At 46.6% G+C, this 24,012-nt stretch carries 23 protein-coding genes, 1 tRNA gene and 2 pseudogenes; 21 read left to right on the forward strand and 5 right to left on the reverse strand.

What is annotated here, in order from left to right; translation table 11 throughout:
* Positions 1-336: 336 nt before the first annotated feature.
* The 9 genes and pseudogenes from LO777_RS04320 (at position 337) to LO777_RS04360 (ending at position 8,234) form a co-directional block, all read left to right on the forward strand.
* Positions 337-1,602: a valine--pyruvate transaminase gene (locus tag LO777_RS04320; RefSeq protein ID WP_228856333.1), complete on the forward strand. Its 1,266-nt coding sequence runs from the start codon at positions 337-339 to the stop codon at positions 1,600-1,602.
* A gap of 51 nt (positions 1,603-1,653) precedes the next feature.
* Positions 1,654-2,244: pseudogene (locus LO777_RS04325) on the forward strand (MORN repeat-containing protein); the annotation flags it as partial.
* Positions 2,245-2,261: 17 nt separating this feature from the next.
* Entirely contained in the window at positions 2,262-3,359 is a 1,098-nt protein-coding gene (locus tag LO777_RS04330; protein WP_228856334.1) for an MORN repeat-containing protein, read from the forward strand.
* A 211-nt stretch (positions 3,360-3,570) separates the two neighbouring features.
* Positions 3,571-3,918, forward strand: coding sequence for a DUF4177 domain-containing protein (locus tag LO777_RS04335; RefSeq protein WP_228856335.1), 348 nt, complete (start codon positions 3,571-3,573; stop codon positions 3,916-3,918).
* Positions 3,919-3,969: 51 nt separating this feature from the next.
* Complete coding sequence (locus tag LO777_RS04340; protein ID WP_228856336.1) at positions 3,970-4,128, forward strand: hypothetical protein; 159 nt, start codon at positions 3,970-3,972, stop codon at positions 4,126-4,128.
* Positions 4,128-5,270, forward strand: a complete 1,143-nt coding sequence (locus LO777_RS04345; protein WP_228856337.1) for a carboxylate-amine ligase — start codon at positions 4,128-4,130, stop codon at positions 5,268-5,270. The genes LO777_RS04340 and LO777_RS04345 overlap by 1 nt, the downstream gene beginning before the upstream one ends.
* 13 nt (positions 5,271-5,283) lie before the next feature.
* Entirely contained in the window at positions 5,284-6,798 is a 1,515-nt protein-coding gene (locus LO777_RS04350) for a gamma-glutamyltransferase (RefSeq protein ID WP_228857329.1), read from the forward strand.
* A gap of 89 nt (positions 6,799-6,887) precedes the next feature.
* On the forward strand, positions 6,888-7,466 hold the full coding sequence (locus LO777_RS04355; protein ID WP_228856338.1) for an RNA polymerase sigma factor: 579 nt from the start codon (positions 6,888-6,890) through the stop codon (positions 7,464-7,466).
* Between the two features lie 75 nt (positions 7,467-7,541).
* Positions 7,542-8,234, forward strand: coding sequence for a hypothetical protein (locus LO777_RS04360; RefSeq protein WP_228856339.1), 693 nt, complete (start codon positions 7,542-7,544; stop codon positions 8,232-8,234).
* Positions 8,235-8,259: 25 nt separating this feature from the next.
* Here LO777_RS04360 and feoB read toward each other — a convergent pair whose 3' ends face one another.
* From feoB to gltX, 5 genes are all read right to left on the reverse strand, one after another.
* On the reverse strand, positions 8,260-10,446 hold the full coding sequence (gene feoB / locus LO777_RS04365; protein WP_228856340.1) for a ferrous iron transport protein B: 2,187 nt from the start codon (positions 10,444-10,446) through the stop codon (positions 8,260-8,262).
* A 40-nt stretch (positions 10,447-10,486) separates the two neighbouring features.
* Positions 10,487-10,729 carry a FeoA family protein gene (locus LO777_RS04370; protein WP_228856341.1) on the reverse strand — a complete coding sequence of 81 codons (243 nt, stop codon included), beginning with the start codon at positions 10,727-10,729 and terminating at the stop codon, positions 10,487-10,489.
* A 349-nt stretch (positions 10,730-11,078) separates the two neighbouring features.
* Positions 11,079-11,486: a FeoA family protein gene (locus LO777_RS04375; protein WP_228856342.1), complete on the reverse strand. Its 408-nt coding sequence runs from the start codon at positions 11,484-11,486 to the stop codon at positions 11,079-11,081.
* Positions 11,487-11,637: 151 nt separating this feature from the next.
* The gene (locus tag LO777_RS04380; RefSeq protein WP_228856343.1) at positions 11,638-13,332 is read right to left on the reverse strand and encodes a glutamine--tRNA ligase/YqeY domain fusion protein; all 1,695 of its coding nucleotides are present in this window, start codon (positions 13,330-13,332) and stop codon (positions 11,638-11,640) included.
* A gap of 62 nt (positions 13,333-13,394) precedes the next feature.
* Complete coding sequence (gene gltX / locus LO777_RS04385) at positions 13,395-14,876, reverse strand: glutamate--tRNA ligase (protein WP_228856344.1); 1,482 nt, start codon at positions 14,874-14,876, stop codon at positions 13,395-13,397.
* 520 nt (positions 14,877-15,396) lie between these two features.
* On the opposite strand from gltX, the pseudogene LO777_RS20375 reads away from it, so the two are divergent.
* The 12 genes and pseudogenes from LO777_RS20375 to coaE all read left to right on the forward strand — a co-directional run.
* Positions 15,397-16,178: pseudogene (locus tag LO777_RS20375) on the forward strand (hydroxyacid dehydrogenase); the annotation flags it as partial.
* A 150-nt stretch (positions 16,179-16,328) separates the two neighbouring features.
* Positions 16,329-16,478: a hypothetical protein gene (locus LO777_RS20380; RefSeq protein WP_329955768.1), complete on the forward strand. Its 150-nt coding sequence runs from the start codon at positions 16,329-16,331 to the stop codon at positions 16,476-16,478.
* Positions 16,475-16,987: an ACT domain-containing protein gene (locus LO777_RS20385; RefSeq protein ID WP_329955718.1), complete on the forward strand. Its 513-nt coding sequence runs from the start codon at positions 16,475-16,477 to the stop codon at positions 16,985-16,987. Before LO777_RS20380 ends, LO777_RS20385 begins: the two co-directional genes overlap by 4 nt.
* Positions 16,988-17,152: 165 nt before the next feature.
* Complete coding sequence (locus tag LO777_RS04395) at positions 17,153-17,506, forward strand: DUF1844 domain-containing protein (protein ID WP_228856345.1); 354 nt, start codon at positions 17,153-17,155, stop codon at positions 17,504-17,506.
* Positions 17,507-17,524: 18 nt separating this feature from the next.
* The gene (gene ispE / locus LO777_RS04400) at positions 17,525-18,430 is read left to right on the forward strand and encodes a 4-(cytidine 5'-diphospho)-2-C-methyl-D-erythritol kinase (protein WP_228856346.1); all 906 of its coding nucleotides are present in this window, start codon (positions 17,525-17,527) and stop codon (positions 18,428-18,430) included.
* A tRNA-Gln gene (locus tag LO777_RS04405) sits at positions 18,409-18,484 on the forward strand. Before ispE ends, LO777_RS04405 begins: the two co-directional genes overlap by 22 nt.
* 39 nt (positions 18,485-18,523) lie before the next feature.
* Positions 18,524-19,462, forward strand: coding sequence for a ribose-phosphate pyrophosphokinase (locus LO777_RS04410; RefSeq protein ID WP_228856347.1), 939 nt, complete (start codon positions 18,524-18,526; stop codon positions 19,460-19,462).
* 82 nt (positions 19,463-19,544) lie between these two features.
* Complete coding sequence (locus LO777_RS04415) at positions 19,545-20,174, forward strand: 50S ribosomal protein L25 (protein ID WP_228856348.1); 630 nt, start codon at positions 19,545-19,547, stop codon at positions 20,172-20,174.
* An 89-nt stretch (positions 20,175-20,263) separates the two neighbouring features.
* Positions 20,264-20,857 (forward strand): aminoacyl-tRNA hydrolase, encoded by a 594-nt coding sequence (gene pth, locus LO777_RS04420; RefSeq protein WP_228856349.1) that lies wholly within the window; start codon positions 20,264-20,266, stop codon positions 20,855-20,857.
* An 834-nt stretch (positions 20,858-21,691) separates the two neighbouring features.
* Positions 21,692-22,171: a CarD family transcriptional regulator gene (locus LO777_RS04425; RefSeq protein WP_268907509.1), complete on the forward strand. Its 480-nt coding sequence runs from the start codon at positions 21,692-21,694 to the stop codon at positions 22,169-22,171.
* Positions 22,172-22,335: 164 nt separating this feature from the next.
* On the forward strand, positions 22,336-23,304 hold the full coding sequence (locus LO777_RS04430; RefSeq protein ID WP_228856350.1) for an RluA family pseudouridine synthase: 969 nt from the start codon (positions 22,336-22,338) through the stop codon (positions 23,302-23,304).
* Positions 23,301-23,882 (forward strand): dephospho-CoA kinase, encoded by a 582-nt coding sequence (gene coaE, locus LO777_RS04435; RefSeq protein ID WP_228856351.1) that lies wholly within the window; start codon positions 23,301-23,303, stop codon positions 23,880-23,882. The genes LO777_RS04430 and coaE overlap by 4 nt, the downstream gene beginning before the upstream one ends.
* Positions 23,883-24,012: the final 130 nt, after the last annotated feature.

A 24,012-nucleotide genomic window follows, 5' to 3' on the forward strand; every position in this document is an offset into this window, starting at 1 on the left:
CCCTTGATGCCTCGCATCTCCGAAAAACTTGCCAATTGCAGGATTTAGCCCGCATTTTTCATCAGTTCAGGCGGCGTCAGCTACAAAATTTTCAAGAGTAAATAATAGTTGTCTATATTTACTGTTGAAATATTGCAGAAGATGGCGTCGCCTGGGCTGACCTTGGGTGAACATTGTGTCAATTTTGTTCGACTACTGATAATTGGCTAATTATTTGTATTCTACAGCTCATCTCAAAATTGACACAATGTTCATGAGAAATGCGGGTTAGGTGAAAATTGAACATGACGTATCACGTAACTAATCCGGTTACGATTCAGGAGGATGGAACAGAATATGGAATTTTCACGTTTTGGCAGGAAAATGACCAGTAATGCCGGAATACTCTCCCTTATGGATGATCTGGGAAAAGCACTTCTTTCCGGAGGAGAGAATATGATTATGATGGGAGGCGGTAACCCTGGAGTTGTACCCGAATTCAGGGAGACTGTTCAACAGAGATTGAGGACAATATGTGATGATTCCCGTCTTTTTCACCAGCTTACCGGAGTTTATGGCCCTCTCTGCGGAGATCATGGTTTCGTTGAAGGACTGGCATCCTTGTTGAACCGGGAACATGGATGGGATGTGGGACCGGAAAATATCTGCCTTACAAACGGCAGTCAGACTGCATTTTTTTATCTTTTTAATCTTTTTGGTGGTTTGTATGAAGATGGTCTCAGAAAGAAAATATGTTTGCCTCTGGCGCCGGAATACATAGGCTATGCTGATCTTGGGCTGGAAGAGGAATTGTTTGTCACGACCCGGCCGAGGATTGAATACCTGGATGATGGGATGTTTAAATACAGGGTCGATTTTGACGAGCTTGCCATAGGTGATGATATTGGGGCCATCTGTGTTTCCAGGCCGACCAACCCCACGGGGAACGTGGTAACTGACAGGGAGGTTGAGAAGCTTTCAAAACTTGCTGAAGAAAAAAATATTCCCCTCATCATTGACAGTGCCTACGGCCTGCCTTTTCCCTGTATGGTTTATACGGATGCCAGGCCCTTATGGAATAAAAATACGATAGTCTGTCTTTCCCTGTCAAAGCTTGGGCTTCCCGCCATCAGAACTGGCATTGTGGTCGCCGATGAAAACGTTGTCAAAGCCCTTGGCAGTATGAATGCCATAATGTCTCTTACGCCGACAAGTGTCGGGGCAACCCTGATGCGTGAAATTGTAAAAAGTGGGGAAATCGGGAAAATAAGCCACGATCTTATTCAACCTTTTTATAAAAGGAAAATGGAAAATGCACTCGGGGCAGTACGGGAGCAGTTCGCAGGTATTCCATGCCGTATACATAAACCTGAAGGAGCCATGTTTCTCTGGCTCTGGTTTGAAGATCTTCCCATTTCCAGTCTGGAGCTGTACGAGAGGTTGAAGAAAAGAGGTGTTCTGGTTGTTTCGGGACATTATTTCTTTCCGGGACTGCGGAGTGCCTGGAAACATAAGGATGAATGCCTGCGTGTGACCTATGCCCAGGATGATGATGCAATCAGAAGGGGAATTGCTATTATTGCGGAAGAGGTGAAAAAGGCATATTCAACTTCGACACCATGAATACATTATCTTGATAAACGGAGAATACCATTGAAGACAAGACTGCTGGTGATGTTGCACGCATTGTTTTTTTTGACTGCTCTTGGTCCGTCGGCTGGATGGAGCAAATGTTTGCAGGGAGACTGTCGGAACGGTAAAGGTGTGTATGTATCGGCGGATGGCAGGCACTATACGGGGGAATTCAAGAATGGTGCTCTCAATGGCCGGGGGAAACTGAAATTTGCTGATGGAACAGTTTATGAAGGACAGTTTCGAGACGGCAGGTTTCACGGTAAGGGAAAGATCGTCCATCCGGATGGTCGCACATACGATGGTCAGTTTTATAAAAATGTAATTCACGGGAAAGGTACCCTGGTACGGGCTGATGGCACTCAGTACATCGGTGAATTCAGCCTGGGGCAGTTTCACGGGAAAGGCGTTCTGTTTTCTCCGGATGGCAGGGAATACAACGGAGAATTCAGAAATAACATGATCGAGGGGAAGGGGAAGATCGTTTATGCCGACGGCAGCTGGTTTGACGGATTTTTCCATAATGGCAAACCCGATGGAATGGGGACCAGGAAATATGTCGACGGCAGCAGTTATTCTGGAGAATATCGCGGTTCGGCCAGGCATGGTTACGGGGTGTTTTACTCCCCCGGGGGGAAAAGTACGAAGGCATGTTTGTCAATGACCGTTACGAGGGAGAGGGAACCCTCCGGTACGCGGATGGCCGAAAATACACGGGAGAATTTAAAAACAATCTCTGTCATGGTCAGGGTACCATGGAATATGTGGATGGTTCCAGGTACCAGGGAGATTTTATAGAGGGACTGCCCCATGGCAAGGGACGGCACGAGTTTCCAGATGGTACCGTTTACGAGGGTGAATTTATCAAGGGAAAGAGAAGTGGTATGGGTGAACTCTTGTTTCCTGATGGTTCCAGGTATAAAGGAGAATTCGCCGATAACAGGATGCATGGCACGGGAACACTTGTCTACAAAGACGGTTCTGTTTTTACCGGCCAATTTGTCAACGGTCAGCCACAGCAGCAAGAGGGGGCAGCTGGAAAGCAAATTCGGACACCGGCGATGGTCGAAGGGAAGAAGACAGGGACGGACTCGAAACAGGTTCTGGCTCTGCAAACCGGCAAATATACTATTCGAAATGGTGTGGTTCTGGATACGACTCGGAATAATACACCACTTACAGGCAGTGCTCATATTGTTTTTCCTGATGGCAGGGAATATCGGGGGCAATTTAAAAATGGGTTGATGCATGGCCCGGGAATGCTTGAATTACCCAGTGGAGACAGCTATGTCGGTGATATGAGAAATGGTAAAATTGAGGGGTATGGTATCTTTCATCATAAAGACGGCAGGGAATATAAAGGCGATTTTGTAGCTGGCAGGAAACAGGGCAGCGGTATCTTCACTTACCCGGACTCCACCCGTTATGCTGGCGAATTCAAGGATGATCTGTTTTCCGGCAGGGGAGAGTATTTTTTTTCCGATGGTAGTCATTACAAGGGAGAATTTGCCCATGGCAGTTTCCAGGGAATCGGGGAATTGATCTACCCGGACGGCAGTGTATACAGGGGGGAGTTCAAAGATGATCTTCCCCACGGTGAGGGTATTCTGGTTTCGAGTGACGGTAGTCGTTATGAAGGAGAATTCAGGTTCGGGGCTCGTGATGGCAAGGGCACATTCACTCAAAAGGATGGGCGCGTTTTTAAAGGGATTTTCAAAAAGGATGAATTGGTAAAGAGGGAATTCTGATTAACTGCTGCCACTTACGAATTTTTTAAAGTATGCCTGGTAAAGCACGTACATCTTCAGACTCATAACTGTCAGGCTGGGTTGGGTACGTAATTGAATTTGATAATCAAGAAAACCGGGTAAAAACCACAGGGCCATCACGGATTAAGAAAATATATATTTCCGGTTATATGGAGTGGGAAGACGGATAATACAGGAAAAGAGACAGAAAATGCGTTGGAGCTATAAAACCGTACACTACGAACTGAAAAAGGAAGGCCTGCTTGGCAGTGCTTTTCTGGATGAGTCGGAAATGGAGCTTTCCCTCAATGAATATGGACGGGCGGGTTGGGAACTCGTTTCTGTAATACAAACCATGGATGGTATTATTGCCGTGTTTAAACAACCTCTGGCTGGAGACTCTTCCGCTCTTTTTCATATTGATCCAATTGCAGAAGAAGAAAAATCACCTCCACCGGTGCTCGAGGATTTTGAGGTTATTGATTCCGGGGAGGAGCTGCAGGAATTTAACGATGAAGAAGATAGCTCTCCGGATGTGGGTGCAATCCGGATTGAATAATGTTTGTTTAACCAGCATGGCTGGACCAGATGGCTCAGCAGCAGAAAACAAATGGGAATCCGACTGCGGCAAAATAACCTCCAGCAGGCGGATTTTCAGATAAACCAGCATGGCTGGACCAAATGGCTCAGCAGCAGAAAACAAATGGGAATTCGACTGCGGCAAAATAACCTCCAGCAACAGGATTTTCAGATAAAGGAAGGGAGCTGATGGGGGAAGGAAGAAAAAGAAATACGGGAACACCGCTTATATTTTCACCAAGTCCGGATTATACTCTCGGAGTGGAAATCGAGTTTCAGACTCTTGATAAAAAAAGTTGTGATCTGGCCCCGCTTGCTCCAATTCTACTCGAAAATGCACCACCACTTCTGCGTCCCCGTCTCTCGCCTGAATTTATCCAGTCCATCCTTGAAATTCAGACTGGTATCTGTCACACGCTCAAAGATGTTGAAAATGATCTGATGCAGACTGTGAGTATGGCTGAAGAACTGGCAGAGGATAATCATGCCATGCTTTTCGCTGCGAGTCTGCACCCCTTTGCGCAGCACAGGGAGCAGCTCCTCACCACAAACAGTCGTTACGAGGCGATAATGCAGGAGCTGCAGATTGTCGGCAGAAGGTTTATCACCCAGGGGTTGCACGTGCATGTTGGTATTCCGGACGGGGATACAGCGGTAAGAGTCTGCAATCGTATTCAGGCCTATCTGCCTGTACTTCTGGCCCTGACCGCTTCCTCTCCTTTTTCCCAGGGAGAGGATACCGGCTTTATGTCCTATCGGACCAAGCTTTTTGAAGCGTTACCGCTTGCGGGAATTTACACCCACGTTGACAACTGGAAATCGTTTCAGGATGAGGTTGAGCTGTTGCGATCTGTGGGTGTTATTCATTCCATAAAGGATTTGTGGTGGGATGCCAGGCCCCACCCTGATTTTGGTACCCTGGAGGTTCGTATCTGTGACCTGCCGGTGAGGTTTACCGATATTCTTGGCATTACAGCCATGATCCAGGCCCTTGTGGCGACCCTGGTAGAAGAGGGAAAAACTGCTGATCCCCTGAATCAGCATATTATAAAATCGAATAAATGGCAGGCAGCCCGGCATGGTCTTTCGGGAAGCTATTATGATCCTTCAGGCTGGCTGGCAGGCAGGAGGATACCGTTGAGGGACGCGGCAGTGAAGCTGCTGGAGAGGCTGGAGTTCATGGCCGGACGGTTTGGATCCTCAAGATATCTTGAAAATATCCAGCGTGTTCTCCGGGATGGTACCGGATCAGATTTTCTACGCTGCTGCCATGGCAAGGAAAAAAGTCTTAAAAGTGTAGTCCAATCATTGTGGGGGGAATTCTGGTTGTGAATCTGTATGATAAATCCATTGCGGCTTCGGGGCATCCTCTGGTGAGCCGGGCTGCTGCCGTTGTTCTGGAGCAGGGGGGAATGCTTTTGACGCGGTTGTTGCCGCCGGTTTTGCCGCGGCGGTTGCCGAACCGGCCCTGACGAGTCTTGGTGGGGGCGGGTTGATGCTCGGTCACAGTGAGAAACATGGCCAGATCTTTTTTGACTTTTTCGTTGATATTCCCGGAAAAGGGAGAAAACAAAAGTCTGATTCTCTTGATTTTTTCCCTGTAACGGTGGATTTTTCAGGAACGACCCAGGTCTTTAATATCGGTCTTGGCTCTGTTGCAGTTCCCGGAGTCCTTAAGGGACTGCTCCATATTCACAGGAAACTGGGATATATGGAGTTGAAGGATGTTGTAGCTCCCGCCATACAGCTGGCCTTGGGGCATGAACTGAACAGTCAGCAGGCTCATTTTCTTGAGATTCTGTCTCCCATTATGGGTCGTACGGAGCAGGGTGTTGCCCTTTATGGTTCCGGGGAGACTATGATCCGTGAGGGGGACCTTCTCGTTAACCTGGAAACAGCAGAATTCCTTGAGCAGATCTGCCTGGAGGGAGATGAAAATTTTTACAGGGGTGAACTTGCAGCAAAAATGGTGCGTGAGATGGAAGAGGGAGGGGGGCTTCTTACCCTGGAAGACCTTTCTGCTTACAGGGTATATGAGAAAAAACCTCTCAGTGTGCCCTACGGCAGATATCTTTTTCTCACGGCGCCTGAACCGTCCATGGGAGGAACACTCATCGCCCTGGCCCTTCATCTCTCCAGTAGGTGTCATCTTGGGGAAACCAAATGGGGGTCGGCTTCACATCTTGTCCGAACTGCGGCTGTGATGAAAGAGGTTGAACAGTTGCGAGCCGAAGGAATTGCAACACCAGCTGATCTTGACAGGTTCCTGGGATCCGATGAAAGAACTGCTGTTTCTGAGAACAACATCCGATTGTTTTCCAGGGGAACCACCCATATCAGTATTGCAGACAACAGGGGGAATTGTGCGGCCATGACCTGTTCAAATGGCGAGGGTTCCGGTTATTTCGTTCCCGGCACCGGTATAATGCTGAATAATATGATGGGAGAAGATGATCTTCATCCGCAGGGATTTCATGCTGGTACTCCGGGCGACCGCGTCTATTCAATGATGTCACCCTCTCTTTTATTGAATGGCAATCGGGTTAAACTGGTCATAGGCAGTGGTGGTTCAAAACGGATACGAACAGCCATTGCCCAGGTTCTTCAGCAGGTTATCGATTTTCACCGTCCTCTGCAGGATGCGGTGGATGCACCCCGTCTATATCTCGACGAACAATATCTGCAGCTTGAACCCGGATATGAACATTGTGCAGTCAACGCATTGAGAAAGGTAGTGGATGTGAATCTCTGGCAGAAGCCGGGAGTGTATTTCGGAGGTGTCCATGCCGTTATCCCAGGTGTCGAAGGAGCTGGTGATCCACGACGCGGTGGAGCTGTTGCGGTTGTCGATCATTCATGATTTTCCTTTTTTATTGAAAAATGGAATAAATCGGTTGCCCGAAAGCTCTTTACTGTAAGTTCCCAAGATGGATTCTACCTGGAGGCGTCATGGTTATTCTGCGGCGAGTTGATAAAAAGAGATTCAAGGACTTGACTTATCCCCACCTTGAATTTCTTTTCAATGTTGCCATGAAATACAGTGGAAACCGGTATGACGCAGAGGACCTGGTTCAGGAAACAATGTATTCAGCATACACCAGGTTTGCCCAGCTGCGTAATGACAAGAGTTGCAGGGCCTGGCTCTTTACAATTCTCAGAAATCATTTTCTCAAGGAAAGAAGACAGTTCCTGAGGCGCCCCTATCTGGATGACGGTACGAGTTATCTTAATTATTTCAAGGATGAAAAAAGTTCAGGCTTCGTTGACCGGATTATTGAAAAAGATGCCAACAGAAAGCTCCATAAAGTTCTCGCAGGAATACCCGAAAAATTTCAGTCTCCACTTATTCTTTATTATATGGATGAGATGACTTACCAGGAAATCGCTGAGTACCTGGATATCCCCATCGGTACGGTCATGTCCAGGCTTGCGCGGGGCAAGCAGTATCTGAAAAAGGGATTGTTGCGGCTTTCGGCCGGAAAAAAGGGGATTGGGAAGATTATTCATCTGTCTGGATTGAGGAAATAATCTCTGCTATTGCGGGGGTTGAGAGAAGGATTTAGCTTAAATGTCCAGCTATGCTGGGCTAGGAGGGTCTCTACCATGAATTGCACTACCTTCACCTCCTGGCTGGAAAACCGGGATGTCCATGATTTGTCCGAAGCGGACAGGGCGATGAAACATGCGACACATTGTGCGCAATGTGCGCAACTCATGCAGTTTGATGAGGAACTTGAAACGTGTATCGTCGAAATGTTTCAGTATGAGAAAGTTGATGACGGACTGTACGCCCGGATAGATAGATGTCTGGATTTACCAGTGAAACGGAAAAGAATAAAACATGGCCTGGTTGCATCTATTGCCGCCATTGCCGCAGTGTTTGTTATTTTTTTTCTTGCTCCTTCTCCAGGGAATTTTTCTTCATTGGGAGAGCTTGGAAAATATGTAGCAAGAGAACACCGGGATCACGGAAGAATCCTGCCGATGTATGAAAAGATTGGAGATATGGAGCAGTGGACCGTGAAAAACCTGCATTACCCCGCGGTAGTGAAACAATTGCCAAAGAAGAATCTGAAGATAGTCGGTGGAAGAATCTGTTATATCAAGAACTGTGATTTCGCCCATCTGCTCTATCAGGACAAGTCTGAAAGTATTTATTCACTTTTTGTCGTCTCCGGGGATGAGATCGGTTTTTATATGGAACCGGGACGTATCTATTCTCTCAATGTGTCCGGTATCGAGCTGCATATCTGGCAGCAGGAGGAAACAGTTTTTGCCCTTACGGGACAGGCCTGAACCCGCAAGACGGATTCAGTAAAAATCAGCTCAGCTGAAAAAACATGCCCGCCTGGTAAACTGCCACAGCCGCCAAAAATGCGAAAACCGTATTAAAGCATATGGAAAAAAAGGCCCATTTCCATGAAGATTCTTTTGCAATACAGATGACGGTGATAAAACAGGGGGCATAAAACATAATAAAAATCAGGGCGGAAACGGCTACAACCTTGTTCCAGCCAGGGTCTTTTTTCAGGCGTTCTCCAAGTGTTTCTGTTTTGTCCGTGTTTATATCTCCCATGGAGTAGGCTGTACCAAGAGTTGATACTATAACTTCCTTGGCGGCAAATCCACCAATTAGAGCAATATTGGTACGCCAGTCAAACCCGGCAAGTTTTGTCAGTGGTTCCAGTGCACCGCCAATTTTGCCGGCGAACGAATGCTGCAGAGTGGCTTCTTTCTCGGCGTTATCTATGGCGGCCAGTCTCATGGCCATGGCCGGATTATTTCCTGCCTCCTGGCCATTTTCCCCATTGTTAAAGGAAGCAATTATTTTCTGTCGCTGCTGGTTAAACATTTCCTGCTGTTTCCCGTCCAATCCCGGGAAGGTCATCATGGCCCAGAGTAGAATGGAGATTCCAAGGATGACTGTACCGGCCTTTTTTATGTACTGGTAGGTTCTTTCCCAGGTGTGGAGAAACAGGCCACGTATGGTCGGAAACCGATAGGGCGGCAGTTCCATGACAAACGGAGTGGGAGCACCCCGCAGGACTGTGGAGCGCAGGAGTTTGGCGGCCAGAAGAGCCACAAGCCAGGCGAGCATGGTAAAAAAGAACATGTAGCGAGCCTTGTTCTCGCTGAAAAATGCACCGATCAGAAGAGCAAGGACTGGAAGTTTGGCGCCGCAGTTCATAAATGGCACCGTGAGCAGGGTTGCCATTCTTTCCTTGGGTGAGCGCAGGGTTCTCGTGGCCATGACACCGGGGACGGCACAGCCTCCGGCGATTCCTCCGGAAACAATAAACGGCATGACTGATGAACCATGCAGACCGAATATCCGAAAAACCCGGTCCATCATAAAAGCGACCCTTGCCAGGTAACCGGAATCTTCGAGGACAGCAATACCGAAGAACATGAACATTATAAGAGGAACGAAGCCGAGAATACCTCCGACACCGTCAATAACTCCCGAGATTATCATTGATTTTATCAGTCCATCGGGAAGTGTGGTTTCGATAATCCCGCCAAACCAGCCAAAAAAAGATTCTAGCAGGGATACAGGCAATTCGCTCCAGCTGAAGGTAAACTGGTAGAGTCCGAACAGGACCAAAACCATGATGACCGGTCCCATCAGGCGGTTAGTCAGCACCTTATCAATTTTATCGGAGGTGTACAGCCTGTCGGTTGCATAGGTGTTAATCTGTACTCCCTGTCTGATGATCGATTTTATATAGCCGTAACGCTGATCCGCTATGATTGCCTCCGGATAGACATCAAGTGTTTTCCTGGTGTGATCAGCAGCCTGGGCGACAATTTTTTCCAGTTTTTCTGCCACATGTTGATCATGTTTTCGACCCTTTTCCAGAATCTGGTCATCGTCTTCAAGGTATTTGATAGCAGTATATCTTGGAGGGTACGCATCGGTGATGAATCTGTGTTTGGAGATAACCTCCACAAGTTCTTTTATTGCAATATCGAGATCTTCTCCATAGGAAATATTTCTTGATTGCCAGGGTTCTTTTCTGTCGGCGGTGCTGATGGCTTCTTCAATGAGCTTTTCTTTGCCGAATCCTGATCGGGCGATTACAGGAACGACCGGTACCCCTATCAGTTCCTGGAGTTTTTCCACCTTTATTTCTATGCCCCTGTCCCTGGCAACATCTATCATATTGAGAGCGATAACCAGGGGGACTCCCAGTTCAAGAAACTGACATGTAAGATAGAGGTTTCTTTCCAGGTTGGAACTGTCAACAATATCAATAACCACGTCCGGCCGTTCGTTCACCAGATAATCTCTGGCGACCAGCTCTTCAGCAGAGTATGCGGTCATGGAATAAGTTCCAGGAAGATCGGTAATGGTCATCCGCCGTCCATTATGGATGATACAGGCTTCCTTGTGATCAACTGTGATACCGGGATAGTTTCCCACATGCTGCCGGGCGCCGGTCAATTGATTGAAAAGAGTAGTTTTTCCGGCATTTGGGTTTCCGGCAAGTGCGATTTTAAGTTGCATGACAGTTGATTTCAGCTGGAATGAATAGGAAATTATAAGGTTAAGAATTCTGGTCTACTTCAACCTGGATATATTCGGCCTCGTTATTGCGAAGAGTAAGGATGGAGTTGAGAACGCGGATTGCAACAGGATCTTTGAGTGGGGCCCGGCCACAGACTGAAATTTCGGTTCCGGGAGTCAATCCCATTTCCCGCAGGCGTCGGCCCAGTTCTCCGGTGACTGTAATGGCCTTGATGATACCACTCTGGTTCTTTTTCATGTTTCTCAGAATCACTGTATGCATTTTTGTATTGTTGTTTTTGGTTTAAACATAAATCCTGTAATCGGCAAGTTTTCCAGAGCACAGGATTTATGTCAAAATAGTGCCTGAGCCAACACCTTATTTCTGCCTGTCATTGCAGGATGATCCGGATCCGCAAGACGAACAGCAGTCGGTGCAGCAAGGTACACCTTTTCCCTGGGCTACACTTCTCCATTGCCGATAAAATCTTCGGCAGATAAAAAATATACAACCGGCTATGATAAGCAGGATGAAAATTTTTTCAAACATATATACCACCATTAAAAAATTAGGCAACCCTAAATTGCAGGGCAAAATAAAAGGACACAAGTCGATGTGCCCGTGAATGAAATTATACGCTTGTCACCATAATATTTTCTGAGAGTGCAGGATCCAGGCTGATGGTTCCCCCGTGAACCTTCAGGAGACACCTGTTTCCCTCCTCAGCACAGATTATATCAGCTTCAACACCGGGATACAGTCCCATTGCTGCCATTTTCGCACAAATTTTCCTGTCACCTCTTACCTTGCATACCCTGACTCTTCCTCTGCATTTCTGCAAAGATTCAGGTGTTGCGTGTCGCCCGCATCTTTTTCTGCCAAAGCAGCTTTTGAGAGTATCGGAAAATCGTCTGCAACCAGTCACTCTTCTGCTTTCCATGCCGGCAGTTTCTGTTTTCTGCGGTGAAATTGTCTGTTCCTGGAACTCCGGCAAATTATTCGGGCAACATCTAGATTTTCTTCTTCGTTTTCTATGCATTGTTCTCTCCCTTCTCCTGTTTTAGATAAAACAAACATAGTCAGGAGTCAACATTTTTTTAACGGTCGATAAATAATTTAGGCTCTCCTGAATTATTTGTCGGCCAGAGCGGGAGGATCGGACTAACTCGATGTGTCGAGGTTGACCTGGATCAGGATTTTCTTTTTGCCCAGGAGTCTCTCAGGGTCACTGTTCTGTTGAGAATGGGTCTGTTGTGTTCTGATGTTGTCGGATCAACACAGAAGTAACCCTGTCTCTCAAACTGGATGGTTGTACCCGGGGCAAGCCCGGCGATTTCCGGTTCGGCGACTGCCCGGTCCATGGTGATCATGGAATCGGGGTTGAGCTGATCTATAAAATGGGTATTTCTGTCTTCCTCCGGATTTTCGACCTTGAACAGGCGGTCATAGAGACGGACTGTAATATTTACTCCCTTTTTGGCTGAAACCCAGTGTATTGTTCCTTTGACCTTTCTACCGTCCGGGGCTGAGCCTCCCTTGGTCTCGGGGTCGTATGTGCAGTGTATTTCAGTAATTTCACCAGTTTTTTCGTCTTTTTCATGGGAGACATACTGGATAAGATATCCATAACGTAAGCGAACTTCACGGCCCGGTCCCAGGCGGTGGAATTTCCGGGGTGGATCTTCCATGAAGTCTGCACGCTCAATATACAGTTCCCTGGAAAAGGGCAGCATACGGGTACCCATCTCCGGATTCTGAGGATGATTCTTGCCTTCCACTTCCTCCACGAGATCTTCAGGATAATTATCCAGGATAACTTTAACTGGATCGAGTACGCACATTCTACGGGGAGCGATGGGGTTAAGGTCGTCCCGTATGGCATTTTCAAGAACAGTCATATCTATCCAGCTGTCCCGTTTGCCTACGCCAATGGTCCCGGCAAAGTTACGGATGGAGGCCGGGGTATAACCACGCCTTCGCAATCCGGACAGGGTGATCATGCGTGGGTCATCCCAGCCGTCAACATGCCTGCCTTCCACCAGCTGCATCAGTTTTCGCTTACTCATGATGGTATAGGTAAGATTCAGGCGGGCAAACTCAATTTGCCTTGGGTGGCAGGGTGTTTTTAAGGTATCCAGGGTCCAGTCGTAGAGGGGGCGATGGTCTTCGAATTCTAGGGTGCAGAGGGAATGGGTGATGTTTTCCAGCATATCAGAGAGACAGTGAGTGTAATCGTACATGGGATAAATCTTCCATGTATTCCCTGTCCGGTGATGTTCTGCTTCCAGTATTCGGTAGATTACAGGATCTCTCATGTTGAGGTTTGGGGAGGCCATGTCGATTTTAGCCCTCAGAACATGACTCCCCTCTTCAAATTCTCCGTTTTTCATTCGTTTGAAAAGCTCAAGATTTTCCTTCACCGGCCTGTCACGCCAAGGACTCTCTTTTCCCGGTTCGGTCAGGGTACCTCTGTATTCCCGTATTTCATCGGCAGAAAGTTCACAGACATAGGCTTTTCCCATTTTGATGAGCTCGATGGCATACTCATAGAGTTGGGGGAAATAATCAGAAGAGAACAGGGCACGCTCTCCCCAGTCAAACCCGAGCCATTTGACATCTTTTTTAATTGCTTCAACATAGATGTTGTCTTCTTTGCACGGGTTGGTATCGTCGAAACGCAGGTTGCAGATTCCGTTATTTTCTTCCTTGATACCAAAGTTAAGGCAGATCGACTTTGCATGGCCGATGTGGAGAAAACCGTTTGGTTCCGGAGGAAAACGGGTGATAATTTTGCTGTGTTTTCCACTTTTGAGGTCATCGGCGATGATCTGGCGGATAAAGTCCAGTGGTTTGTCCTGTTGTTCTCTATCGTCTTTTTTTTCCATGTGATTGTAATGTAATGAGTGATCTGTTTTTTCGTTCGTGTCAGCAGGTTGAATGAGATTTTTCAGCTCGGGTAGAGTTTTTCAATATTTCTCAACCTCGCAACCACACGTTCACGACCGATTGCCATGAGAATGTCAAACATTGAAGGACCTGCCAGCTGTCCGGTAACCACGGTTCGCATACCATTTATTATAATACCGGGTTTGATTTCAAGTTCTTCGGCGAGTTCCCGGGCAACACGCTCTGTTTCTGCCAGGGAAAACTGTTCGAGAGCTTCATAACGGTCCGCAAGCTGGGGAAGCCACTGTTTTAACCCCTCATGTTTCAGTATATTTTTTTTCAGCGGTTTTTGTTCAACCGTGTAGTCATCACTGAAGTACGCTCTGCCGGCAGAGGTGAAATCTTTTAATGTATGAAACCTGTCACGAATAAGATCCAGTGTTGCCAGGTACCATTCTTTCCTGTCGGCGTCATAAGCCGGATCCCATAATGATTCATTTTTCAGTTCCACTGCAACCATTTTCCCGAGTTCTTCAATATCTATGGTTCTCAGGTAGTGTTCATTGATGGAAATTGCTTTTGGATCAGTGAAGAATTTAGGATCATTTTTTCTGTAGTTAAAAATGGAGCTGGATTTGTTGATACGTTCCAGGGAGAAGTTTTCTATCAGTTCCTCCCTGGAAAAAATTTCACGGTCATCGCCGGCAGACCAGCCAAGCAGGGCCAGGAAATTGTTCAGTGCCCATGGGATAAAGCCGTGGTCACGGTAGAACTGGACGGAGACTATTTCCCCGTGGCTTCTCTTGGAGATTTTTGCTTTTTTCGTGTCCAGGGTCAGCGGCATATGAGCAAATACGGGCAGTGGCGCTTCCAGGGCCTCGTAGAGGAGAATCTGCTTGATGGTGTTGGTCATATGGTCCTGTCCGCGAATAATATGAGTGATCCTGTCACGGATATCGTCCGTAACATTGCAGAGCAGGTAAAGAGGACTGCCGTTTGATCGGACAATGACGAAGTCGTCTATTTCCCGGTAATTGGAGGCAATATGGCCAAGAATCCTGTCGTCATAGCCAATGGTACCGTCTCTTTCTGGAACTTTGAATCGTATGACGTAAGGGAGGCCGGCTGTTTCTTTCTTCTGAATTTCCTCTTCAGTGAGATTTCTGCAGGTCCTGTCATACCCGAGTGGCTTTTTGGCAGCCAGGGCCGCTTCACGTTTGTTGTCCAGTTCCTCTTTGGTACAGAAACATTTATATGCCTGGCCGGATTGCAGCAGTTTCTCGGCACTGGCCTTGTGGTCATCACTGAAATCGGTCTGGAAATAGGGTCCTTCATCAAAGTCGATCCCCAGCCATTCAAGCCCGTCAAGGATGCCCTGGATGGATTCTTTCGTTGAGCGGTCTGTATCAGTGTCCTCAATGCGGAGGATGAGTTTTCCTCCTGTTTTTTTGGCGTAAAGCCAGTTATAAAGTGCGGTTCTGGCTCCGCCTATGTGCAGATATCCGGTGGGGCTTGGTGGAAATCGTAATCGTGTCTCTGTCATGCAGCTGGCTCCTGAGTTGGTATAAATAAAAATATGAAGAGTTTCCGCTGTTGCGGAAATGAATCTTTCATGATTATTGGCTGATTATATATAACCTAAATCCTGCAATTAGCAAGTTAATCGAAGATACGAGACATCATGGTGTTGATCTGTTTTCATGCTGCAGAGTGCTGATAATGAAACTGATTTGGCACGTCAGTACAGATTCAGGAAATATTGGTTCAGTGGAGCAGGGACTATGAAAATTTTTTTTTGAATGAGCATGCGAATATCAGGTGACCGGGTGTTTTTAACGGTAATTTACGGAATCCGCAATTATGCTGAATTGGCCAGGAGTTTTTTGTTGTTCTCCGCACTCTTACCCTGTATATTTTCTTCTCTGTACCTGCATGTTGATTCCCGATACGCTTATTTTTCCGTTATAAGCCAACGAGACAATTTGTATTTAATTCTTTTTATATTGAATGGTTGCGTGTTTTTTTGTGCAATCCCGGCTAAAAATCTAATGGTGGAAAAAATTATGAAAGTACTGATCAGTGATAATTTGTCAAAATCCGGTGTAGAAATTCTTGAGAAAGCCGGGTTGGAAGTTGACGTCAATACCGGGCTGGCACCGGAAGAACTGAAAGCGATCATAGGGGAATATGACGGCCTTGTAATCCGTAGTGCGACGAAGGTAACGGCGAATATCCTTGATGCGGCCCACCGGTTGAGGGTGGTCGGTCGTGCCGGAATAGGTCTGGATAATGTGGATATTCCCGCGGCGAGTCAACGCGGTATCGTGGTGATGAATGCTCCCGATGGGAACGCAACCACGGCTGCCGAACATGCCATTGCCATGATGATGGCTCTCTCCCGTAACATTCCTCGTGCCTGTTCCTCCATGAAAGCCGGCAAATGGGAAAAGAAAAAGTTTATGGGAAGAGAGGTGACCGGCAAGGTGTTCGGTGTGATCGGTATGGGCAGAATTGGTGGTATTGCTGTCAGCCGTGCCCAGGGCCTGAAAATGAAAACCATTGCCTACGATCCTCATCTTCCAGCGGAAATAGCAGAGAAACTGGGTGTTGAACTGGTTTCCCTGCTGGAACTCGCCAAACGTTCCGACTATATATCGGTGCATGTGCCGTTAACCTCTGAAACAAAGAATCTTGTTTCCTCTGAGTTTTTTGAAAACATGAAGAAAGACGGCATGTTTGTCGACTGTGCCAGGGGGGAGTCTGTGATGAGGAAGCATTGTATGACGCACTTGTTAATAATAAAATCGGCGGCGCAGCCCTTGATGTATTTGCAAACGAACCCACTAACCTGGAAAACTGCCCGCTTCTCGGTCTGGATAATTTCATCTGTACTCCCCATCTCGGGGCCTCGACCAGTGAAGCCCAGGAAAATGTAGCCACCATCATAGCAGAGCAACTTGCTGATTATCTACTGAAAGGGGCTGTTACCAACGCGGTGAATGTTCCTTCCGTAAGTGATGAAGTTCTGGCCCAGGTGGGGCCGTACCTGACCCTGGGAGAGATGCTCGGTTCTCTCCATATGCAGATTGCCAAAGGGGAATTGAGGAAATCAACCTGGAATACGGTGGTGAACTTGCCGAGCTGAATACAACCCCGGTTACGGTTGCATTCCTGAAAGGCCTCTTTACACCGATTTTGAAAGATGCTGTTAATTTTGTCAATGCTCCGGTTATTGCCAAGGATCGAGGAATCAAGGTTGTTGAGTCGAAAACCGAAAAAGCTGATGATTTTGCCAATACGCTTTCCATAAAAGTGGTAACGAACAAGGGTGAAGATGTACTTGTCGGGACAGTTTTTGGACGAAGGGAACCCAGGCTGGTCAGGTTGAACAGTTTCAGGCTGGAGGCTCTGCCTTCCGGTCCCATGCTGCTGGTTTACAACAAGGACGTTCCCGGAGTGATTGGAGCTCTCGGCACGACACTTGGAGAAGCGGGGGTCAATATATCCAGAATGACCGTGGGCCGTGAAGAGGAGAGCAATCAGAATGTTATTTTGCTCAGTACCAATGAATTAATATCAAAAGAGTTGCTAAAACGGGTAAGGAGTCTTAAAAATATAGCAGATGCCCAGGTGCTGGATCTGCCGGGCATGTGAGAAGCAGTAGATGTAAAAAATGAGGCGCAGGGAGCAGGGTTGTGGAATGTTTTATTGAACCTTGCTCCTTTTTGTCTTGTACCTGAATCCTGCACTTCGATGCCACCTATTTTCGGCAAGATTGCCAGTTGCAGGATTAAAGTTGTATACAATGAGGATTTGAAATTGTCGGAACTCTTAAGGGAGAGTGGAGAAATGGCAGAAGAGAAACAGGAGAGTAATTGCGGATGCGGTGAAGGAAAAGTGCCTGACAGGGAGGGGAAATGTGTCATGCCGGAGGTGACCTTTTCCGCCTTTGTCATGTCGCTCAATACGTCCGTACTTTTTCATCTGGGTGAAATTGTTGATCCGGCGACGGGGGAGAGGGGTGTTGACCTGGAACTTGCGCGCCATGGAATTGATACTTTGGAGCTTATTCAGAACAAGACAAAGGGAAATCTCTCTTCAGATGAAGAGGAGATGCTGAAAAATATTTTATACGACATTAAACTCAGGTTCGTTAAAGCAGTTAAGAAGTGATTGGAATCACGAAACATTATGTCGATTTCAGCAAAAAAGATCCAGCTTCGTGCGCCCGCAAAAATAAATCTCTGCCTGAGTGTACTGAAACGCCGGGAAGATGGCTACCATGAACTTGAAACCTGGATGCAGAAACTGGATCTGTGTGACGTCCTGACTGTTGAGCTGACAGATTGTCCCGGCATCAGTCTTTCCTGCAGTGATCCCGACCTTACTGCAGGAGAGGATAATCTTGTTTTCCGGGCAGCGGAATTATTCCTGAATGAAGTTGATGGACCGGTTTCTGCCGGTGTGAATATATTTCTTGAAAAAAATATTCCGGTTGCCGCGGGACTTGGTGGCGGCAGCAGTGATGCGGGAGCTGTGCTGAAAGGTTTGAACAGACTGTACGGAAGGCCTTTGACAGAAGATAAACTTTTACAGCTTGGTCGTCGTCTTGGTGCTGATGTTCCTTTTTTTGTTGCGGATTATGATGCGGTGATAGCCCGGGGAATCGGCGATATCATGTATCCGGTTGATTCGTTGGTTGATTATATATTTGTTCTGGTGAACCCGGGTTTTTTCGTTTCAACCCGCTGGGTATTTGATAATTTATTCTTGACAACTGCAGACAAAAAATATAAGTTGTCTTGCTTTCAAAAGCGCAAAACAGGTTTTTTGCCGTTGGATCTGATGCATAATGACCTTGAAAAGGTCACCTGTGCCAGGTACTCTGAAATTGACAGTATGAAACAAATGCTGTTGAATTTCGGGGCATCAAAAGCTTTGATGTCGGGCAGTGGTGCAACTGTTTTCGGGGTTTTTCCCCGCAAGGAGAAACCGGATGAGTGGGATTTTGAACGTATTGCCGGTGGACTGATCCGCACATTCGGAGATAAAGTATACATAGCAAAAGCAAGCGCTGGGGCGTGGCCAAGTGGTTAAGGCACCGGGTTTTGATCCCGGCATTCGTAGGTTCGAATCCTACCGCCCCAGCCATCGGGATACGTTTACCTGTTCTTAACATAATTCGATACAATGCCTAATATAATAAAGGTTTTTTCGGGTAACGCTCATAAGCAGATGGCCCAGGAAATTGCAGCCCATCTGCAGCTGCCCCTGAGTGAAGCTGAAGTGAAAAAGTTCAGCGATGGTGAGATCTTTGTCGAAGTGAAAGAAAACGTCCGCGGTACGGACGTTTTTGTCGTTCAGCCCACCTGTACACCTGTGAATGATCATCTCATGGAGCTGGTTATTATGGTGGATGCACTCAGGCGTGCTTCAGCCAGGCGTATAACTGCAGTTGTCCCCTACTACGGATATGCCCGTCAGGACAGAAAAAATGCACCGAGGGTGCCCATTACCGCCAAGGTTGTGGCGGAAATGTTTATGGCCGTTGGTGTGCGACGTGTTTTGTGCATGGATCTTCATGCGGGACAGATCCAGGGTTTTTTTAATATCCCTGTTGATCATCTTTATGCAGCCCCGGTTGTTCTCAAATATATAAAGGAAAATTTTTCCGATGTTATAATGGTTTCTCCGGACGCAGGGGGGGTTGAGCGGACACGGGCATTTGCCAAGAGATTGAATTCGGGTCTGGCCATTATTGACAAGCGTCGCGATAAACCGAATGAATGTGAGGCGATGCATGTGATCGGTGATGTGGCCGGCAAGGTGGCCATTTTGATGGATGATATGGTGGATACGGCCGGAACCTTGTGTGCAGGAGCCGCAACACTGTTGAAAAACGGTGCAAAGGAAGTCCATGCCTGCTGTTCACATCCTGTCCTTTCCGGGCCGGCAATTGAACGAATCAACAATTCAGAGTTGAAATCACTGGTTGTGACGAATTCCATCCCACTGAGGGCGGAAGCGCGGAAATGTGAGAAAATAAAGGTGCTGTCTGTTTCCGAGTTGCTCGCCGATGCGATCAACAGAATTCATAATGAGGATTCTGTGAGCTATCTCTTTGTATAGACGGTTTTTGCACGAACTATTAATTAATGATATGGTCAGTCACTGAATCACTCAGGAGTGGCTGTTTTGTAAAGGAGGAATTATGCTTCAGGTTGAAATGTCAGCTTCTCTCAGGTCAGTAGCCGGAAAAGGTGCAATGCGCAGACTGCGTATGGACGGGAAGACTCCCGCCGTAGTGTATGGAAGTGGAGGAGATGCTGTTTCTCTGCAGCTGGAGACCAAAACACTGACTGGAAAACTGCTGGATATCTATCGGCGCAATGCTATTGTTACTTTGAAAATTGATGGGAAGGAAGAGAAAAGTGTGCTGATATCTGAAGTACAGACCCATCCGGTTCGTGATACGCTGATCCACGTTGATTTCTGTGAAATTGATCTGAAAAAGGATCGCTCGTTTGATGTTCCGATTTTCTATGATGGGCCCGCCAAGGGGGAAGATCTCGGTGGAGAATTGTTGGTGCACAACCCGACAATCGTTCTTGAGGGAAAACCACTGGCTATTCCGGATGAATGTGTAGTTGATATCAAGGAAATGGTTATAGGCGATGTGGTAAGATGTGGTGACATTGCTCTGCTGGAAGGGGTCAAGATGAAAACTGATCCGAAAGCGATAGCCATCGCCGTGGTGAAAGCGGGTATCAAGATTGATCCTGAGGATATGGAAGACGCTGAAGAGGAAGAAGAGGTTACGGAAGTTGAGGCTGCCGCCTGATTCTGAATCTTTCAACAAGTTTTTTTTTAAGTCCGGGAGAATCATCTTCCCGGACTTTTTTTGTTTCTGTCAGGGAGCATTGGAGATTTATGAGTGGCAGGAATTCAGTCATAATCGGTCTTGGAAACAAGGGTGATGAGTACGAAGGTACCAGGCACAATATAGGTTTTTTGGTTCTGGATGAACTCGCGAAAAGATGGCATATTGATATCAGTCGTTTTAAATGGAATTCCCTTTCAGGGACGGGACGTCTTTTTGGACAAAACCTTCTCCTCCTGAAACCGATGACCTATATGAATCTCAGTGGCAAGGGTGTCGTTGAGTATGTTCGGTTTTTTAAAATAAACCCTGACCGTATTTTGGTTATTCAGGATGATCTTGATATGGCCGCAGGTCGAATTAAGCTGGTCAAGGGAGGTGGGGCTGGTGGGCACAAGGGTATTCTTTCTCTGGTTCAGCATCTTGGAACAAAAGATTTTTTTCGTTTGAAAATCGGTATAGGTCGGCCGGGACAGGGAGATGTACACCGTGATTTTCCTGTGGAAAAATATGTGCTCAGTCGTTTGACGGATGAGGAAATCAGTCGGTTGTCAGCCCGGTATGACCAGCTTGAACAGGGACTGCGTATTTTCTTTGAGGAGGGAGTACCCCGTGCCATGTCTCTTCTCAACAGTCTCAAATAGCATTATCATGAATGCAGATACCAAAAGAAATTTCAGCTCTTCTCAGAGCTGTTTACTCGTGCGTTGGACCAGATTTCTCATCAGTCCAGGTTGGGTCAGATTCATAGGTTTTGACAATAGATTATAGGACACCCTGCATGTTGCCCAATATGTAAACGATGTATTGTATCGAGATCATCTTTTCTTTATTCCCCAGCTTCTGTTATTCAATTATGTTGTCCGATTCTCCAGCGTTCTGATTTCATAATAAACGGGATTCCCTTTATTCATGAAGTGTCACACAAAAATAACAGTATTTTCAGGTAAAATGTGTTATATTTGAACACTGTTGTATTGATAGTAAAGAATGTTTCCTGCAACCTATGGGTAATATAAACAGTAAAAAGCTGTTTTGATTATACAAAATATTCCAAATCGGTATTTTTCCGTTGGTTTTTGCGAAAATGTTCAACTCGTTGATGTGGGTTACGACGGTTGGAATTTTCTTTGCTCGCAATATCCAGAGAGCATACAAGGCTGAGATTTTGATTCAGCCGGTTTTTGTCAAAAGAGTCTTAGCCCGAATTTCTCATGAACATTGAGTCAGTTTTATTGGACAGGTTTTTCATTAAAATAAATCAGGAGAATCAGTCCTGTTGAATTTTTTCACAATGTTCACCGGAGGTCAGTTCAGCCCAGGTCATCTTCTTCACTATTCTGGCAGTAAACTTACAGTCTGTCGTTTACTGCCAAATAACTTTGAAGCTGACGCAACCTGAACTGATGAGAAATCCCGGGGCTAGGGGTTTTAACTGTTCTGCCTTATTACAGGTGCCTTGGAACAAGGAGATATGAGTGTTTGCTGAAGGTGATATGGCTGTCTATCCAGCCCATGGAGTTGGTGTTATAAAGTCTGTAGAAACACAGACTGTTGCGGGTATCAATCAATCATTCTATGTTCTGGAGATTCTGGATAACAGAATGAGGATAATGATACCTACAGAAAGCAGTGAAAGTGTAGGGCTTCGTGCTATTGTCAATAAAAATGAAGTAAGTGGTGTGCTCGACATTCTTGCTGACAGAACTGTTGAACTTGGGGCGCAGACATGGAATCGACGTTATCGGGATTATATGGAGAAAATCAAGACCGGTTCCGTCCATGAAGTTGCCGCTGTTCTTCGTGATCTTTTTCTTCTCAGTGTGGACAAGGATCTTTCTTATGGTGAGAGGAAAATGCTGGATACAGCAAAAAGTCTTCTGGTGAAGGAATTATCCCTTGCCCAGAACACTGAAGAGTCCGCTGTCAGTAAAACCATAGATGCCATCTTTTCCTAGGAGCTTGAGCGAAAGACCATTCTCGGACAGCCTCCTGGGTTCCTGTGGCAATCCTGAATCCGTGAGCATTTGTCGGTTATTCAGAATAACAGGCAGGCACGGATTCAGGGATATGGCAAAACGACAGACGGTATTTTTCAGGGCAGCTATCGCGTAAACTCTCAATGGAAGATAAAAATCCTTCCCGCATCTCCGGTGATTCCTTTCTCTTCAAAATACATGGTCGGCAGACAGGAGTTCGTCTGGACCAGTTTCTTTCCAGTCATTTGCAGACTGTTTCCAGAACTCGGATAACCACTTCAATCAAAAGTGGTCTGATTACTGTTGATAATAAGGTACAGAAAGCGAGTTACCGCCTCAAGGCCGGGGAGATTGTTGCCGGAACATTTTTTAAATCTCCGGAGTTGGAAGTACTGCCCGAGAAGATAGACTTTACCGTTCTTTTTGAAGACAGCAGTCTGATCATTCTTTCCAAACCACCCGGAATTGTGGTTCATCCAGGCAGTGGTAATTATACAGGCACCCTTGTGAACGGGCTGGTCCATTACTGCAGGTCAATATCAGGAGTAGGAGACAGTCTTCGTCCCGGTATTGTTCACAGGCTTGATAAGGATACATCCGGTATCATGGTAGTAGCAAAGACTGAGCCTGTTCAGATGATGCTGATGGAGAGCTTTAAAAATCGGAAGGTGAAAAAAAGCTACCTGGCACTTCTGCATGGTCTCATGAAGGATAAAAAAGGTCGGATCTCAGCCCCCATCGGGCGACATCCCGTAAACAGGCAGAAGATGACGGTTCTGCCCGACAGAGGTCGTCATGCCGCCAGCAGCTGGGAAGTGGTTGCAGAACTGGACAACCGGTTTTCCCTGGCAAGGGTTTTTATTGAAACCGGAAGAACGCATCAGATCCGTGTCCATATGGCCCACCTTGGCCATCCCGTTGCGGGAGACTGTGTTTACGGCAGCAACAGAAAAAACAGCTGTTTTCCACGTCAGTTACTTCATGCCCATCGCCTGGTTCTACAACACCCTGTAAAAAAAACTATGCTGGATATGACGGCACCCCTGTGGCCTGATTTCATGAAAGTACTTGAGGAACTGGGCATGGATGAGAGACGGGAGAAAATACAGTGAAAATTGCTGTTACCGGAGGCCTGGGAAGCGGGAAAAGTACTGTCAGCAAGCTGTTGGCCGCGGGGTTATGCTGCGAGCTGGTGAATACAGATGAGCTTTGCCGACAGCAGTTGCTTCCGGAAGAAATAGGATATACAAAGCTGCTTGAATCCTTTGGCAGAGAGTTTCTTACGACGGATGGGGCGCTTGATCGGTCAAAATTGCGGGAAGCTGTTTTTTCAGATAACTCTGTTAAATACAGACTGGAATCGATTCTTCATCCTCTGGTTCGAGATATCGTCAGGGAAAAAGCAACATCAACAGACTGCCTTTTGGTGGAGGTGCCACTGCTGTACGAGGTCGGATGGCAGAATGATTTTGATATCAGTGTCCTTGTTTATGTTCCGGAAGCAGTTGTTTATGAACGGGTTGCCAGACGGGATGGTCACAGCAGGGAAATCATTCGCTCAATTCTTGATAACCAGATTCCTCTTGATGAAAAGCTTCCACAAGCTTCTTTCATTATTGACAACAGCGGAACCTTTGTTTCTACCGTGTTGCAGGTCAGCTATCTGACGCGGGTGATTTTTGCTGGTTAGCCCGCATTTCTCATGAATATTGTGTCAATTTTCATCGATCATGCTGGATTGTCAATGCTCTGGCAGATATAAATATTCGAACCATATGCTCCGATCATACTGGGTAAAACAGAAAAAAACAGGATGTAGT

Origin of the sequence: Desulfomarina profundi, assembly GCF_019703855.1 — a bacterium.
Classification (GTDB): domain Bacteria; phylum Desulfobacterota; class Desulfobulbia; order Desulfobulbales; family Desulfocapsaceae; genus Desulfomarina; species Desulfomarina profundi.